Here is a 17,030-nt window from a genome sequence, read left to right as displayed (position 1 = left end):
ATTATGAAATCGAAAACTAAAGCGTTTACCTTGATTGAACTTCTCGTGGTTATCTCAATTATTGCTCTTTTGATGGCTATAATGATGCCGGCTCTAAGCAAAGCCAGAGAACAGGCCAAGAAGATTGTCTGCGGTTCCAAGCAGAAACAATGGGCTCTGGCTTTAAACGCCTACGCTGCAAGCAATAATGACGAGGTTGTAGGCTTTACTGACAGGCCGTATCGCTCTAATAAAAACACGGCTTTGTTCTGGGCCAATCTTCTTGCCCCATACCTGAGCGATTCAGGCTCGATAGGTGATAATTTTTATGATTCTTCTGTCTGGCTTTCTGATGTCAGAAGATGCCCTTCTGCGAGGAAAAGGCCGACTGACCAGGTAAATACCTGGACAGGTGAATATGATACCTGGTTTGGCGTACATTTTGGTTTGGGCTCTAAAGGAGGCAGCGGAGATACAACGATATCAGCGCCTTTCTTTTACCCTGAAGACGCCGATAAAAACAACTTAAAAATATCAACAATACGCGGCGCAACCGCTATGTTTGTTTTGGATACATGGGTAAGTTATGTCTATAGCCCTACTTATGCAAATTATAAATTTGACTTTCATTTTGCTGACGGCAGCAGCACGCGAATTCGTAATTCAAACAGGTCACTGCTCTCCGGTCATCCGGACAGACCGTATAATGAAGCCAAACCGCTCTCTCACGGCAATGGGACAAATGTCGCATTGTTTGACGGACATGTGGAATTTGCGGAATATTCCGATCTCTGGGAAGTAACACCTAGGGGAATGCCGGTTCATAGTTTCTGGTACATGAATGACGCGGCAAAGGCCAAAACAAGGGCAATATACGGCGCGCCTTATACGCCTACTTACAAGCCCTGATTTTCAGACTGTTATTCAACATTTAATCATATTTTTTCAGCCGGTGCTTACAGATAGGCACTTCGGTATAATACAGTTTTCGTGCGAAATATTTATCTATGATATACCTAAAATCAGCATTTATAAGTTTTCTTGTCTGTTTCCATGCCATGGGCATAGAGTGCGGGCAATGGGGTTACAATCCACATGATTTCAATAAAGACTGCGTGGTAGATTTTGCTGACCTGGCCGCTTTGGCAGATGACTGGTTCTCCGCGGAGATGATCGAGGGCAAAGCCGCGGATGTCTATACTTTGCAGCAGCTTATAGATGATACGCCTGTTGGCGGCGAGGTTGTCCTTGCCGGGGGAATATATCATGGTACGCTCATTATTGATAAAGATATACATCTAAGAGGTGTATCTGGTGAGACGGTGATTATCGATGCCGCGGGTACAGGCTCGGCATCACTGGTGCTTGATGCTTCGGTTACGGCTGCGTGCCTTATAGAAGGGATAGAATTTATAAATGGCGAATACGGAGCAATTCAGGCCAACAACGCCAAAGCGGTAATACGCAACTGTGTATTTTCCGGAGCTCAAGGCAGAAATACAATTGAAGATTTTGACGGGCTGCTGGACAACTGCATTATCGAAAACAATCAAACCCCCTCAAAAAACGGTCTTATTGTTTTTTCCGGAGGCAGGATAAACGGATGCATCATACGAAGCAATATAATTTCGTCGGGAAACAGCATATTTGCCGTTTGTTCGGCTGTAATAGAGAATAATCTGATTTATGCAAACACAGCCGGTGCCGCGTCTTTTGTTATTTGTGACGGCATAATACGAAATAATACAATTACAGATAACAATACACCTTCGGGTACATGGTACGGCTGCGAGGCTCAGGTATACAACAATATTGACTGGGGTAATACACAGGGGGGCATAAAGCCGCTTTCAGGCTACACGTCTTCTCCTGCCAACTATTGCGTGCTGGAAGCAGACTCTGGCGGTGAAGGCAACATAATTGGCAGTCCCGGCTTTGTTGATCCAGGGCAGAACGATTATCGGTTAGGGCCGGATTCTGTCTGTATTGATGCTGCCCAAGCGGCTAATTCTCCCTTTTATGACATTGAGGGCGATACCCGTGGAACAGAATCAGCAGATATCGGCGCATACGAGTACAATACTGTCTCACAGGTCATGTATGCCAGCAACCTTAGTACTCATGAATTTGGAGATCTAAGGACTATCGCAGGCACTGCGGGTTCGGGTGATATTGTAGAGGTATATCCCGGTATTTCAACCAGCACCGTAATCGTTAATCAGGATATTATAATCCGTTCAGCAGCCGGGCCTGAAAATACGGTCATGGCTATGAACTCAACAGTTGCTTTTAATATAGCTCCGGCTGTAACAAATCTTGTTATAAAAGGTATCAAGGTTACAGGTGCTACATACGCCGTTTATGCCAGAGGCAACGGCGGCCTGATCGATGGATGCATTTTTACAGATTGTGTGGGACTCAACCTCATATCCTCGTTCAGCGGCACTGTACGCGACTGCAATATATCTGATAACACTTGTTCCGGCGGCAGCTTAATAACTTCAGCCGAACAGAAATACTGCGATTTAATAAACAACGTAATTATTGATAACGATTGTTCAGGCAGTGACTTGCTCTATAGATTAAGCGGCCTCTGCGAGAATAATATTATTGCACGTAACTCCTGCGCAGGTATCTTTTATCAGTTTGAGGGAATTATAAGGAATAATACTATAGTGGATAATATTCTCTCCGGAGCAGCGGTCAAGGGAGGCAAAGGTGATTTTGTCAACAATATAGTATGGGCAAACGGCAACTGTGATTTTATCGGTCTTAATGAGTTCAGCGGATCACAGGTTTTCCCCAGCTACTGCAATCTTGATTCTTATTCCGGCAGGGGATATGCCAACATGTCGGCAGATCCTTTGTTTGAATCTGGTACAGACTGTAAACTAAGTGATTCTTCTCCGGTTATAAATAAGGGGTTTGCGGTAAACAGCCCGAAGAGAGATATTAACGGCAATCTGCGTGTTGGAAACCCTGATATCGGGGCGTATGAATATAGTACTGTCAACTATGCCGGAGCATTATTTCCGTATAAATATACAGTTGATAAGACCGGTGATATAAATAATGATAATATCGTAGATACCGCGGATTTGCAAGTCTTGGCGGATTCATGGCTCGAATGTACCGACCCCGGAGTTTCAAGTTGCAGTGATCAGTGGCTGCCGCCCGAGCCTCCTTATAATGCAAAAAAGATAGATTCTCTGCCGCCGCAGGGGCTTGACTGGACTGAAGGCTCAATCATAGTTCAGCCCTGGGGAGTCAGTGTCTGGGATATTCTGGCGTATGAGAACATCGGCAATAATCCGGAGATGCTGCGTGATAACTACGGTATCAATACTATAATAATCAATCCCCTTGAGGCTCACAACCGCGTGGGACAGAATTATTACCTCGAATACAAGGAATTCCTGGATGCTATCAGCCGCTACAGAGAAGCGGGATTCAAGATCATAATCTACTCGAGTATAATACATTGCGGGCATTTTTCAACATGGGAGTCCGGCCTGTTGGACAGACTCTTTCCTCTGTGGCAGCAGCGGTCTTCAAATGGGGCTACATGCAACACGTACGGCCATCCATGGCTCTCTCCGGCGACCGATGGGTTTGATTATACCCTGGCCTACGCAAAACAGCTCATAGAGCTCTATCAGCCCGATGCTATTATGCTGGATAACAGTCAACTGATGTGGGGGCGGGATGTAGCCGGCAATGTTACCGGCGGCCCGACCGACTACAGCGAGGGGGCTCAAACTAAATTCAGAGAATATCTGGAAAGCCGTTACGGAGATGCCGTTGAAACAGAGTTCGGTGTTTTGCTTGATAATGCGTCGATTCCGGACGAAACACAATCTGATACAAGGCTTTACCGTGTCTGGATGGACTGGAGAAACCGGCTAATGGCCAAAACTCTTGAACGCTTTCGTGAAGAGATACATCCTGTACTTCTCTTCGCCAACACTGCCTATGAGTACAAAAACTGGCACCTTGCTACGGATATGCAGCTTAGACATGAAGATGTAGTGCTTTCCGAGACACGCGGCAAGGTATCAAGGGACATTACGCTCAAGCTGATGCTCGGCAAGGCGTTTGGCGAGGGCAGGCCGATCTGGAATTATTTAGGTACTTTTGAAGATAATATCAATTACCTCAAGCCGCCGGCTGAAATTGCAAGGATTATTTCGGCTACTCTTGCAAGGCTGTCAAACCCCTGGCTGGTTTATTATGGTTTCAGCTCTTACGATACAGAGAACGGCCCCTCAAGAGATGTTATCGCTGATTACTTCAGGTTCAGATCTGAACACCCTGATTTATATGAAGACTTAACCTCTTATAGAAATACGGGTTACATTTTTTCTACACGCGACCACAAATACAGGGGCTATACGCATCTTTCCACTACTCTAAGGAATTTGCAGGCCGCGGGCATCGTTATGGACGGTATAGAAGATATTTACCTGGGAGAAACTGACCTGTCAAGATTTGATGTTATTATGATGGATACTGAATCTCGCTGTCTCTCACAAGAAGACGCGGATGTGATTATAGATTTTGTTGAGTCCGGCGGCAGATTTGTGGCATACAAAGACGCCGGAGATTACGATGAGCTTGGTTTCGAAAGGAGCCAGAGCAGGTCCATTCTATCGGAGAAACTTGGCCTTTCAGAGAACGAGATATCAGGTGTCTCGCAATGGTGGAATTCAAATACATCCTCTGCCGATCATGCCGTTGGCAGCGGATACATACATCTTCGCGGCAGCTCTAATGTTGTAAGCAAGGTTACTGAGCTTTCAGGAAACAGGTTTACTTCAAGTACGCCGGGTGAGTTTGTTGAATTGTTTCCGTATAAAAATAATGCCGGCACCATGATTGTCCATTCAATGAATCATGACTATAGCGGTACGGCATTATCGGGCTGGTCGGTAACCGTCCCCGATGAGTTTACCGGTAATATTGATGTTATTGTTTATACTCCGGAATCTGGCACATTCAGTCCGTTTTACAGCAGAAACGGTAATTCAATTACCGTTACCATGCCGGAAATAAAAGCATATTCAGTTTTAAAGATCAGCAGTAATTGATTAAGGACAGCATTTTGAGATTTATAATGAATTATAGATTATTGTTTGCAGTTGCAATTTTTTCTACCGCCTCGTTTTTGAATGCCGGCAATCTTCACTGGAGAAGTGAAGGCGGCACCAGTGACGGAAAAACGCTAACCTTTATTTCGCCCGGCAGAACGCCTGCAGAGCCCGGAGCGGAGGTTTCAAAAGCCTTTGATGTCAGCTCGCCTGTATCCGGGGGTATATTAAGATGGAGGGTAAGCGACAGTTTTGACGGCGGCACATGCGGCTATATTGTTTATGGTATAAAGGTCAACGGGGACACTCTCTGGCAGATGGATGTCTGCAAGGCTGTAAACAGAGAAGTGAAAATTACTTTGCCTAAGGATATGCAGATAAGTGAGATAACTGTTTATGCGAAGATTAAGAAAAGAATATCCAACTTTGGAGTTTCAATATCCTGGCAGTATTTAAGTTTTGAACAGAACGGTAAAGAAAAAACACTGGTAACGTCTGATTACACTAAATTTGTCATCCAAGGTGAGCTTCCGCCCGAAATTGAGCTAAAACAGATACCGGTTAGAAAAGAACAGTGGCTTGAGAATGCAGTAATATTTCAGCCGTGGGGCAAATATGAGTATCAGATATTATATAAAGAAAATCCGCCCCTTGAACAGATATGCAGAGACTACGGTATTACCGCAATAGCGCTTCAGCCCTGGCCTAACTTTCAGAGATATGGATATAAAGGGGTAACAGAGCAGGATTTCATAGATGTGCTCAAGGAATGCCGGCGGCTCGGCCTCAAGATAATACTCTACAGCAGCATAATGCATCAGGGACACGGCCCGCAGTGGCAGAATGGAATTCTTGAAAAGAAACACCCCGAATGGTCACAGAGAGATAAATACGGCAAGCCGATTACTCATTACGGACATGAATGGCTTTGCCCTTCTACCGGGGCCCTTGAATACACACTCGAATATACCAAATCTCTGGTTGAGAGCTATGAATGCGACGCGATAATGCTTGACAACAATGAATTTCTCTCTTCTGATGGTACAGGCGAGGGTGTGACATGCTATTGCGATTCCTGCAGAGCGGACTTTAAAGACTATGTTCTAAGGCGTTTCGGCGATTCTTTTGGCGATCATTTTAAAATCACAAAAGAAGATATTGATATCCCCGGGGTTAAAAGCGACCTTTATAATTTGTGGATCCACTGGAGAAATATTGTCTGGGCAGATGCCCTGGCAGTTTTCAGGGAGCAAATAGCTCTGCCGGTGTTTGCCAATACACAGTACCGCTACAAAAATTTCTGGCTGGCGACCGACTTGCAGTACGAACACGAGGAGGCCGTCTTTTCTGAGAGCGGCTCTGTTACCGGGCCCGCCGAGCTCAGCGCAAAGATGCTGCTTGGAAACGCAATAGCTGATGATAAGCCGCTGATCAATTATATGGGAACATTTCAGAAACATGTAAGCCCTGTTGTTCTGCGCCCGCCTTTTGAGGCCGGTCATGCTGTAGCAGGTACCCTTGCATACAACGCCAAGCCATGGCTTCTATGGCATGGAATTGCAGAAAATGAGAGTAACCCCGCTTCGCGTGAGGTAATTCGCACCCTAATGAAATTCAGGGCTGATAATGAGTTGTTATTTCGGCAGTTACAGCCTGTCGGCACCGCGGCGGTTCTGTTTTCTCCTCAGTCGAGGAACTATTCGGGCAAGCCGCTTATACCCTCATTTGCTGCTGATATGCAGCTTAGCGGTCTGCCGCTGCAGGGTGTATGGCAGCACAGTATTGAAAGCCGGTTGGGAAGATACAGAGTCCTGGCTGCGCAGAATGTTACGTGTTTAAGCTCTCATCATGCCGATATAATTAGCGACTGGCTCTCAGAAGGCGGTGTTTTGATTGCCACAAGTGATTTTGCTGTCTATGACGAGATCGGCAGGGCCAGAAGTGTCTCACTTCTCGATAAAATGAAAAGCACGGCGGGAAATATACATGTTGTCGATGATGCGGCAGAAATGGGAAGACTGATACTGAGGTTTGCAGACGAAGATGTGTTTTCCGGCTCTCCTGTAGAGATACGTCCATATGAATGCAGAAATGGATTTGTGCTGCATCTGGTAAACCACTCTCAAAAGCCGATCAAGGACGGCTGGAGTTTTGAGGTTCCGAAAAAATATCTCAGTAATATAAAAAAATGCGAATTCTTCAGCCCTGAAACAAAAGAAGAGTTGGAATTGAGCGCGGATTCGGGCAGATTGTCCAATATACCGGGAGTAAAGTTCTATGCAGTTATTAAATTGTCTAAATAAAGGTTTTGCAGTGAATAAAATTATATTATTAGCAGTTACGTTTTTTTTATCTGCCGTTCACGCGGTTAATTATGCACCAGTTGGTGTGTCAGTTGCAAACGATGAAAATGAAATTCAGTTAAGCGGCGCGCATTTCAGGGCCGTAATTGATCTTGAAAAGGGTGGTCTGATCAGCAGTCTGGGAATGTTTGACGGGCTTAAATGGAATCCGGTTATTGATGATTCGGTTAAAGCCTTTCCGTATCTGAGCTTTACTGCTGAAGACAAAAGCTATGCTCTAAGTGATGCCGAGCTGCTCGATATAAATAAACATGACGGCGATGTTTTCGTTACATTGATTTCTCGTTTTGCAGATCAGCACAAGATGTTCGGGCCGCTTAAATGCAGGCTGGTTTACCAGTTTTGTCCCGAAGGAGCCGTGTTTGTCGATTTCTATGTTGAGTGTCTTGAAGAGACTTTCAGTTTTGACAAGGCTTCAATATGTTTTGAGGTCACAGAAAAGGTAGTAAATGCAGATTATTTCAGAAATGAAAACATTGCCAAAGAGAAACTCATCATGGCAAGACCGTCTGCAAGGATCGCTTTCGGACAATCTCCGGCAATCAGTTTTACAAACGAAGTAGAGGTTGTTGTCCAGGACGGGAGAAATATCGCCGGAGAGCCCGGTTTTATAAACAAGGGCGGCTCATATAAATGGATTTTATCCCAGAGCAAAACGCGGCTGGTATCCCCAGGCGTGTATCATAATACTGCGGCAATGGGACTTGGAGCGGGTATTAAATCAACACAGAAAAGCAGTGTTATCGGCCAGAGGATTTATCACTGGATCAATTTTGCCTCACAGCCCGGTGCTATAATGCGTGCAGTTGAAGAGCGTATGCCGGAGATGACTCGAGGCGAAGCACTTGATCTGCTCAAGGAATTATCAGGGAAGGGAGCAAAATACTGGGTCAGTAACGATCCAGATAAAATGAATGAGGTTCTCGACGCGATTCAGGAGAACGCCAAAGACTGCGACCGGATTAAGGCTCTTGCCATTCTTAATGCGATAACTGATCAGGAAAGCTGGTATCCATCCAACAAAGAGATCGATCTTATGGCTCAAAATTACGGAAGTATCCTGCTGCTTCATCACGAATGGATGCAGAATCGCGGCTCGAACGGCAATCCTCATGCCGACTATTCAATTCCTCGCGACGAAAAAGAGCTTGTAAGGATGATTAAACATGCTCACAGCAGGGGCATTAAGGTTGGTTTATATATGAGAGGTGTCGAGGATTACGCCTTAAGCACCATGTTCTTTGAAAAATACCTTACGAAAGATTATGACGGCATTTATGCTGACTGGCATGGTTTTACCGGACGGGCGGTTCATGAATATCTCCAGCCTGTCGAGGTTGAGGTCCATGATATGCACTATTCGCCTGATGGAACATACCTGCCGGCAAAGCAGTATATGCAGTTTACAAGGAAGCTCAGAAATATCGTAGGCGACAAAGGCTTTCTAATCGGCCACCAGGGCAGTATGAACACAGGTGTTCTGTCAAATCTGGGTTGGGATGCGGACACGCCGGGAGAAGCGGGGCCGACTCGTGATATGTTCAGCGGCGATGTCCATGAAGCTGTTTATGACGGTTTTCTTGCGGGCAATGTTGTAACTCCATGGCCGGAAGAGTCCGCGGATTTCAGGAGCCCTATGGGCGCGGCCAAAATGGCCGGCTGGGGATTCTTTCCGCAGATTCTTATGGGTTTTAATTCTTCTGACGGCACAGAGCTTTTCTCAAGAAGAGCGGATGCCTCCAACAACCAGTGGGTCTGGCCGTACTGGGAGATTCTGAGCAAATACGATTGGGACAATGCAGAAATACTGAATTCACCCTCAGATGCCCGCAGAGTATTTAAATGTAACAATAGCAGTATTTCAGTAATAGGTTATAAGTTCACTGACGGCAGGATTCTGGTAATAGCTGCAAATATATCTGATACTGCCGCCCGAAATGTTGAAATTAGTTTTGAATGTAATAATATAAAAGCATTGTTGAGTTTTGATAAGATTCAGAGCTGGGGTATTAAAGAGCGTATTATAGACAGAAATTAAACGAAAATCAAATAAGAGGTTCTATTACATGTACACACAGAAAAAAACAAATACTTCCGGTTCTCTCGCTGTTTTAGGCGGAGACAAAGAAGTTACAGCCGAACAGGCCGATATGTTTACCTGGCCTATAGTTACACCCGAACATGAACAGGCGGTGCTCGAGGTGCTTCGTGCCGGAAATATGTCAGGTTTGGACAAGACAAGAGAATTTGAAAAACAGTTCGCCAAATGGCACGGTGTAGATTATGCCCTTGCCTGCCCTAACGGCACATCAGCCATACTCGAGTCAATGTATGCTCTGGGGATAGGCAGCGGCGATGAGGTTATATGCCCCACAATCACATTCTGGGCGTCAATCATTCAGGCTTTTCTGCTTAGGGCAACTCCGGTTTTTGCCGATATAGACCCTGAAACTCTTAATATTGACCCGGCAGATATTGAACGCAAAATTACTCCACGTACCAAAGCAATTGTAGTTGTTCATTATGCGGGTATCCCTGCCGATATGGATTCCATCATGGCAATAGCAAAAAAGCACGGCCTGAAAGTGCTCGAAGACTGCTCACATGCGCACGGGGCATTGTACAACGGCAAGATGGCAGGGACTTTCGGTGATGTTGCTGCCTTTTCACTTATGACCGGCAAGGCATTTGCTATTGGCGAGGGCGGCATACTCATAACAAATGACAGTGAAATTTATCAGCGGTCTCTGTTGTGGGGCCATTATGTAAGGCATAATGAGATAACGAGCAGTCATCTGAAAAAATATGCAGGGCTGCCATGCGGCGGTGCCAAAAACCGTATGCATCAGTTGACCTCGGCCTTTGGTCTTGTTCAGCTGAAAATGTTTTCAAAGCAAATGCAGGAAATTGACAAAGCTATGAATTACTTCTGCGAGCAGCTTGAAGATTTGCCCGGAATATCCACTATGCGAAAAGTCCCTTATGGTTCGATTACAAAAGGAGGCTGGTATTATCCCCATTTCAAATACGATAAAGATCAGCTTGGCGGGGTTTCGCTCAAAAGGTTCTCCGCAGCGCTTGAGGCTGAGGGGACAGTCTGTAATCCGGGCTGTAATAAGCCCTTACACCTGCATCCTCTGTTTACCGAAATGGATGTATTTAACGAGGGCCGCCCGACAAAGATTGCAAACCATCCCGAACCCGACAGTGTAGAGATGGTTCAATCGCTGCCTGCAGCCGAGTCAATAGTCAAACAGGTTTTTGAGGTGCCATGGTTCAAGCATTTCCGTAAAGATATAATCGATCAGCATGTAAATGCATACAGGAAAGTCGTAGAGAATATTGACTTGCTTGCAGATGGAGACAACGATTCGCAGACAGAGTACGGCGGGTACAGCAGTTTTTTCAAAAGTAACGCAAACAGCAAATAGTTAGGGGATAATGAAATGAGCAAACTACAAATAGCCATAGTCGGAGCCGGCGTAATAGCTGAGTTTCATGCAAAAGCCGTCAAGGACATACCGGATGCACAGCTTGCTGCAATATGCGATATTGATTCGGAAAAAGCGGATAAATTAGCATCCCAGTACGGCTGCGCCGCTTTTGATGGTCTTGAAAACATGCTCAAAAGCGTTGATGTAGATATCTTAACCATCGCAACACCTTCCGGTCTGCACAGGGATCCTGCAATTACGGCAGCTCAATATGGGATACATACTATTATTGAGAAGCCCCTGGAAGTTACTGTTGAGAGGATAAATGAGATAATTGATGCTCATAACAAAGCCGGAACAAAGCTGGGCTGCATATTTCAGACAAGATATTCAGAGTCGCTTGATCCGCTCAGAGACGCTATCAAACGTCAGCGCTTCGGCAGGATAACCTTTGCGGGAGTTTATGTTCCATGGTGGAGGTCTGACGATTATTATAAAGATTCCTGGCACGGCACATGGAAGCTCGACGGCGGCGGTGCCTTGATGAATCAGGCTATTCATATGATAGATACACTTTGCGAACTTATGCCGGACATTGAATCCGTCAATGCGTTTACCGCCAGGGTAGGCCATCCAGATATCGAGGCAGAGGATTCTGCCGCGGCGGCACTGAAATTCAAAAATGGTGCGCTGGGTGTAATTCACGGTTCAACCGCCTGTTACCCCGGTCAGCCCAAACGTCTGGAAATCATGGGCACAGAGGGAACGGCCGTCTATCTTGAAGACAGCTACACAGTATTTGAATTTAAAAACAGCGAGCCGGGAGACCAGCAGGTTCTTGAAAAGTACGCAAATATGGACTATAAAAGCGGGTTTTCAGACCCAAAGGCGATAGCCCATACTCTCCATACAAAATGTTTTGAGGATTTCATAGAATCTATACGGACTGGAACCGAATTCAAGATCAGCGGCCCTGAGGCCTCCAAATCCGTTAAGCTCATAGAGTCGATTTATAAGTCAGCCAGAGAAGGACGAACAGTCAGTCTCTAAAAAGCTCAGGAAAGTTTACAATGATTATTGACGCACACTCGCATGTTTTAATGAACCCCAGAATCCGCTACACTCCGGAGGCGACAACCTTTATGTCGGCTGAGCAGCAGATTGCCGTAATGGATAAATTCGGCATTGACAAGGCCGTTATACTGCCGATGAGCAATCCGGAAATACTGCCGGAGTATCAGGGGCTTTACGAAGTGCTTGAAATATGTAGAAAATATCCCGGCAGATTCATTCCTTTTTGCAATGTAGATCCGCGGCTTACAGGTTCTCTGCTCAATGTGACTGCAGACCACTTTGAGTTTATCCTTAACCAGTACAAAGCTGCCGGCTGTATGGGCCTTGGTGAGATTTCCGCAAAGATATGGTGGGATGACCCGCGTATCCTCAATTTATTTGAGGCGTGCCAAAGGGTTGGATTTCCTGTCACATTTCATACTTCAATCGAGGCTTCAAATGACTATGGTTTGATGGATGATGTAGGATTCCCCCGCTTTGAGAAGGTTTTAAAGATGTTTCCGAAATTGAAGTTCTTCGGCCATTCACAGGGCTTTTGGGCAGAGATCAGCGGGGAAGTTACCAAAGAAGAAAAGGCCGGCTACCCCAAAGGCCCTGTCGCTGAAGGCGGTGCTGTAGTTCGGCTTATGGAAGACTATCCAAATCTCTACGGAGATATTTCTGCCAACAGCGGGCTCAATGCGTTCCTGCGGGATACTGAATTCGCATACAGATTTATAGAAAGGTTTCAGGACAGACTTCTGTTCGGTCTGGATTACTGCTCGCCCGATAACGAGAGAAAACACATCCCCTGGCTCCAGGCTGCAAGGGATGAATCGAAAATCAGTTCTCAGGCTTATGATAAGATTATGTACCGGAATATTGCCGGAATCCTGAATATAGAAATTTAGTTATAAAATATTGGAGTTTTTAATGGATAACGGCCTTTACTTCGCTGATTACGCAGTTATAACCGGTTTTTTTGCCGTCATGGTTGGAATCGGGATATACTTTCAGGGAAGAGTAAAAAACATGGGAGACTTTTTCGGCGGCGGCAAACAGGTTCCATGGTGGCTTGCCGGAATCTCTTTCTATATGTGCAGTTTCAGCGCTTTGGGATTTGTTGTTTATTCTGCCCTGGCCTATCAGTACGGGTTCGTCGCTGTTACTATATACTGGCTGACTGTGCCGGCAATGCTGATAGGGGCCAAATTCATGGCTTCCAGGTGGAGGCGGATCGCCCAGACAAGCCCGCTTGAATATATCGAGTCTCGATATGGAAATAAGATGCGGCAGGGATTGGTCTGGGTTGGAATACCAACAAGAATACTCGATGATGCCCTTAAACTTCTTGCGATAGGCACTGTCGTGGCTGCCGGCATGGGATTTCCTTTGGCTCCGGCAATCATTGTATCAGGGCTGATAATGATAAGCTATACATTCATGGGAGGCCTCTGGGCGGCTCTTGTAGCAGACTTTATACAGTTTGTCGTGCTGCTTGCAGCGGTTTTGGTCTTGCCGTTCTTGACGCTCAAGAGGGCCGGCGGCTTTCAGGGGTTTATAGAGGCGGCTCCGGAAGGTTTCTTCAGTCTTATAAACACAAAATACACCTGGGGTTACCTGCTTGTGTTCTTTTTCATAATTCTGCTTAACTATACAACTTCCTGGGCACTCGTTCAAAGGTATTACTCAACAAGCAGCGATAAAAACGCACGCAAGGTCGGTTATCTGGTCGCGATATTGAACTTTGTGGGCCCGCCGATATTCTATATTCCCGCGATGACAGCAAGGGTCTTCCTGCCGGAGATTGAAAACAGCAACGAGGTTTATGCTATAGTCTGCAAGTCTGTTTTGCCTGTTGGTATGATAGGGATGGTTATAGCAGCCATGTTTTCGGCAACAATGTCCATGCTCGCCGGTGATTTCAATGCTATTGCTTCTGTACTTACAAATGATATCTATAAGAGGATGGTCAGCAAAGAGGCTTCAGCCAGGAAACTTATGCTCTTTGCCAGAGTAAATACTCTTATTGTCGGCCTGGTAGTTATCGGCATAACTATAATGATCAGAAAGATTCAGGGTTCTGATGACCTGTTCAGGGTGATGGTCAAGATATTCGGCCTGTTTCTGCCGCCGGTTGCGATTCCTATGCTGGTCGGTATGTTTTCCAGACGAATCTCCAATTTTGGCGGGCTGCTTGGATTTTCTGCAGGGATAATAACAGGATTAACGGCATTCGCGATTGGCGGATGGTATCCATATCTTCGAGAGGAACAGGTTATAACTTCTATTACCTCTTTAACGACTGTTGCCGGTCTTATAGCGGGTACATTTTTAAAACCGGATTCGGCTCAAAGGAGTGAAGAAGTTGACCGTTTCGTAAGCAATGCGGCATCAAAAACTGATGTCGCAACAGTAACTGAGAAAAACGATTCGGTCAAAGCGCTTTTTCCAATAATATCAATAGGAACATTCGCCATCGGCCTTGTTTTGGCGGTATCTGTTCTTTTTACCAATATATCTGAAGGCAAGCTTAGTATAGCTGTTGGCGCCGCTATGATGGCAGTAGGCTGCGTATTTCTGCTGATTGCAAAAAAAACTAAATCGCATAACACTTAATTCAGGAGTCCTCATGAAAAACCATTTATGTATCAGCGTTATTGTTTGTATATGTCTGTTCGGTTCCTTTCAAACGCAGGCAAAACTGCCGCCTGAAATATTCACCGCGGAAGAAGAGGTGTTACTCACTGATTACCTTAGAGATATTGCAGACTGGATAATGAGCCTTGACCTTGGCAGCGGACAACTGAAAAATACTGAAGATACTGACCAGTCAATATTTATAAACGGGAATTTCGCACGGGTTCTGGTTTCCGCATACAGGCTTACAGGTGAAGAGAAGTACAAAAATGAGGCTGTAAAATGGGCGGATGGCTTTTGTAATCAGCAGCAGCTGACTATTACATCACAGATAAATCAGGGCGGATTCTGGGCTGATTTTCCCAGGCGTGAAATCGTTCTTTATTCAAATATATATTTTGGAGATATGGGAACAGCGGCAACCGCTTTATCGGTAATATATAAACACGCGGATTCTAAAAGACAGCCAATATACCTTGATTGCCTTAAAAGAATGGCATTATTCGTCACAGAGGGCAGCATAAGAGACCCTCAGTTTTTGGGCAGAGATACAACCGGCAGCTTTATTATAAAATCAGGTGAACATAAAGGTGCTCTGGGCTGCGGTTATTACCGAGGGCACCTGAGCATGGAGCCATATACCATATCAACTGCTACAACGGCAGGTGCTTTCATGAGTCAGATGTATGAACTCACAAATGAGCCAAAATACAGGAATATTTCAACAGACGCCGTCAACTGGCTTTTAAAGGTAAGAGAGGCTGACGGTGAGATACCCTATATGCTTGACGGCAAAGAACTCGACACCTGGCCGCTCGATACCTTGACATATTGTTCGGAGGCTTTCCTTGGAGTATATCGTTTTATGAACGACATAGAGAGGGCCGAGTTTGCAAAAGATATACGCCCGACAATAGACTGGATTCTCAGAAACCAAAACGATGACGGCACATGGGGACAGTTGAGAAGCCCTGATCAGCAGAGAAGCCCCGGGGTTGTTTCACTGCTTAACTGGTATTACGTTCACATTCAGCAGGATGCAGACGTAAAGGAAGCTGTAAAGCGATTTTTTGCTTACATGCTTGTCCCAGAAAACAGTGAGGCTTACGGAATAAAAGAGCTTGTAAGGACTACAGGTTTTCTCGGCCTGACGGTTTCAGAAATACTAAAGCCGGATTCAACCTTTTGATAGGCATTTGCTTATGTCTGATTATAAAATCGATGTATCCAACCTGAAGAAACAGTATGAGAAATGGCTGTTTGACGATTTTCTTCCTTTCATGGACGCCCATATCATAGACCATGAAAAAGGCGGCTTTATGTGTGAAGCTGATCAGAGTGGAAATCTGCTCTCAACAAACAAAAACAGTTGGTACAACGGCAGAGGTATATGGGTCTATTCATTCCTGTATAACAATTTAACACAAGACGGCAGGCATTTGAAAACAGCTCAGATGGCAGCTGATTTCCTGCTTCGCAGAAAACCTTCAGATAGCAACCTCTGGTCTGCGGAGTTTACACGGGATGGTGAGCCTATAAGTTGCGAAAAAGGGGTTCTAATCGGCGGCGAGTATGTTGATGTCGCCGGCCAGGTTTACGGTGATTTGTTTATTGCCGAAGGGTTTGCTGAATGTTCCAAAGCAGCGGATAATCAAGAGTTATGGGATGTAGCAAAAAGTATTGTCTGTAAATGTGTACGAATCTATGATCGTCCGGATTACGCTCCGTCTGCACCGAGAGTCTATATGAATTCTAAAAGTGACGTTCCAGGCGCACGGCTGTTAGGAGTTTGGATGGTTCTGCTGCGTGTATGCACCCAGATGCTTAGAATTAAACATGACCACCAGTTACAAAATATATGTGAGAGATGTCTTAACGCTGTTTTTGATCATCATTACAATCCTCGGTACCAGCTGTTCAATGAAGTCCTTAACCATGATTTTTCCCTGCCTCAAAATGAATACAGGAATATGTTTTATACCGGCCATGCTATCGAAATCCTTTGGATGATAATGGACGAGGCAAAGAGAATAAGAGATGATCAACTCTTTGAAAGGGCAGAAAGGTGTTTTAAATTTCACCTTGAAACCGCATGGGACGAAGAATACGGCGGTTTTTTTCGCTGTTTGAAAGATGCCGAATGTAACGACTGGATTCTTGACAAGGCCGGCTGGCTGCAGGAAGAGGTGCTCATCGGTACGCTCTTGTTAATGTCTGAAAAAAAATCACAATGGGCTCAAAAATGGTTTCACAGGACACTTTCTTATGTGAAAGAAAAAGTCTCTTTAGAGAGATACGGTCTGCCACTTTGGAATCCGTGGGCTCCACGTGACGGAGTGTTTCAATTTAACATCAAGCGAATTGAAAATTACCATCATCCTCGGCATTTAATGTTAAATCTTCTAGAGATTAATAAAATCTCAAGGAGATAGCCGAATTGCAGTCACGTGCTGCAGTCAAGCATGGGTGGTCCT

10 protein-coding genes are annotated in these 17,030 nt (G+C 45.3%); all 10 read left to right on the top strand.

The annotated features are described in order from the left end of the window. The first annotated feature begins 3 nt into the window (after nt 1–3). The 10 genes from SMSP2_RS04465 (at nt 4) to SMSP2_RS04420 (ending at nt 16,988) form a co-directional block, all read left to right on the top strand. Nucleotides 4–888: a prepilin-type N-terminal cleavage/methylation domain-containing protein gene (locus SMSP2_RS04465; RefSeq protein ID WP_146682808.1), complete on the top strand. Its 885-nt coding sequence runs from the start codon at nt 4–6 to the stop codon at nt 886–888. 98 nt (nt 889–986) lie between these two features. Further along, complete coding sequence (locus SMSP2_RS04460; RefSeq protein WP_146682807.1) at nt 987–5,066, top strand: right-handed parallel beta-helix repeat-containing protein; 4,080 nt, start codon at nt 987–989, stop codon at nt 5,064–5,066. A 26-nt stretch (nt 5,067–5,092) separates the two neighbouring features. Beyond that, a complete protein-coding gene (locus tag SMSP2_RS04455; RefSeq protein WP_146682806.1) occupies nt 5,093–7,369 on the top strand; it encodes an alpha-amylase family protein in 2,277 nt (758 codons plus the stop codon). A gap of 10 nt (nt 7,370–7,379) precedes the next feature. Further along, nucleotides 7,380–9,467, top strand: a complete 2,088-nt coding sequence (locus SMSP2_RS04450) for a hypothetical protein (RefSeq protein WP_146682805.1) — start codon at nt 7,380–7,382, stop codon at nt 9,465–9,467. 28 nt (nt 9,468–9,495) lie between these two features. Next, nucleotides 9,496–10,860 carry a DegT/DnrJ/EryC1/StrS family aminotransferase gene (locus SMSP2_RS04445; RefSeq protein ID WP_146682804.1) on the top strand — a complete coding sequence of 455 codons (1,365 nt, stop codon included), beginning with the start codon at nt 9,496–9,498 and terminating at the stop codon, nt 10,858–10,860. Nucleotides 10,861–10,875: 15 nt separating this feature from the next. Then, a complete protein-coding gene (locus tag SMSP2_RS04440; protein ID WP_146682803.1) occupies nt 10,876–11,913 on the top strand; it encodes a Gfo/Idh/MocA family protein in 1,038 nt (345 codons plus the stop codon). Between the two features lie 20 nt (nt 11,914–11,933). Continuing rightward, nucleotides 11,934–12,827: an amidohydrolase family protein gene (locus SMSP2_RS04435; protein ID WP_146682802.1), complete on the top strand. Its 894-nt coding sequence runs from the start codon at nt 11,934–11,936 to the stop codon at nt 12,825–12,827. 22 nt (nt 12,828–12,849) lie between these two features. Next, complete coding sequence (locus SMSP2_RS04430) at nt 12,850–14,535, top strand: sodium:solute symporter family transporter (protein WP_146682801.1); 1,686 nt, start codon at nt 12,850–12,852, stop codon at nt 14,533–14,535. A gap of 13 nt (nt 14,536–14,548) precedes the next feature. After that, nucleotides 14,549–15,745: a glycoside hydrolase family 88 protein gene (locus SMSP2_RS04425; protein WP_146682800.1), complete on the top strand. Its 1,197-nt coding sequence runs from the start codon at nt 14,549–14,551 to the stop codon at nt 15,743–15,745. A gap of 13 nt (nt 15,746–15,758) precedes the next feature. After that, nucleotides 15,759–16,988 carry an AGE family epimerase/isomerase gene (locus SMSP2_RS04420; RefSeq protein ID WP_146682799.1) on the top strand — a complete coding sequence of 410 codons (1,230 nt, stop codon included), beginning with the start codon at nt 15,759–15,761 and terminating at the stop codon, nt 16,986–16,988. Nucleotides 16,989–17,030 lie beyond the last annotated feature (42 nt).

Origin of the sequence: Limihaloglobus sulfuriphilus, from assembly GCF_001999965.1 — a bacterium.
Taxonomy (GTDB): Bacteria; Planctomycetota; Phycisphaerae; order Sedimentisphaerales; family Sedimentisphaeraceae; genus Limihaloglobus; species Limihaloglobus sulfuriphilus.
Note: the sequence above shows the minus strand (reverse complement) of the source record. Positions and strands in the feature narration are given on the sequence as shown.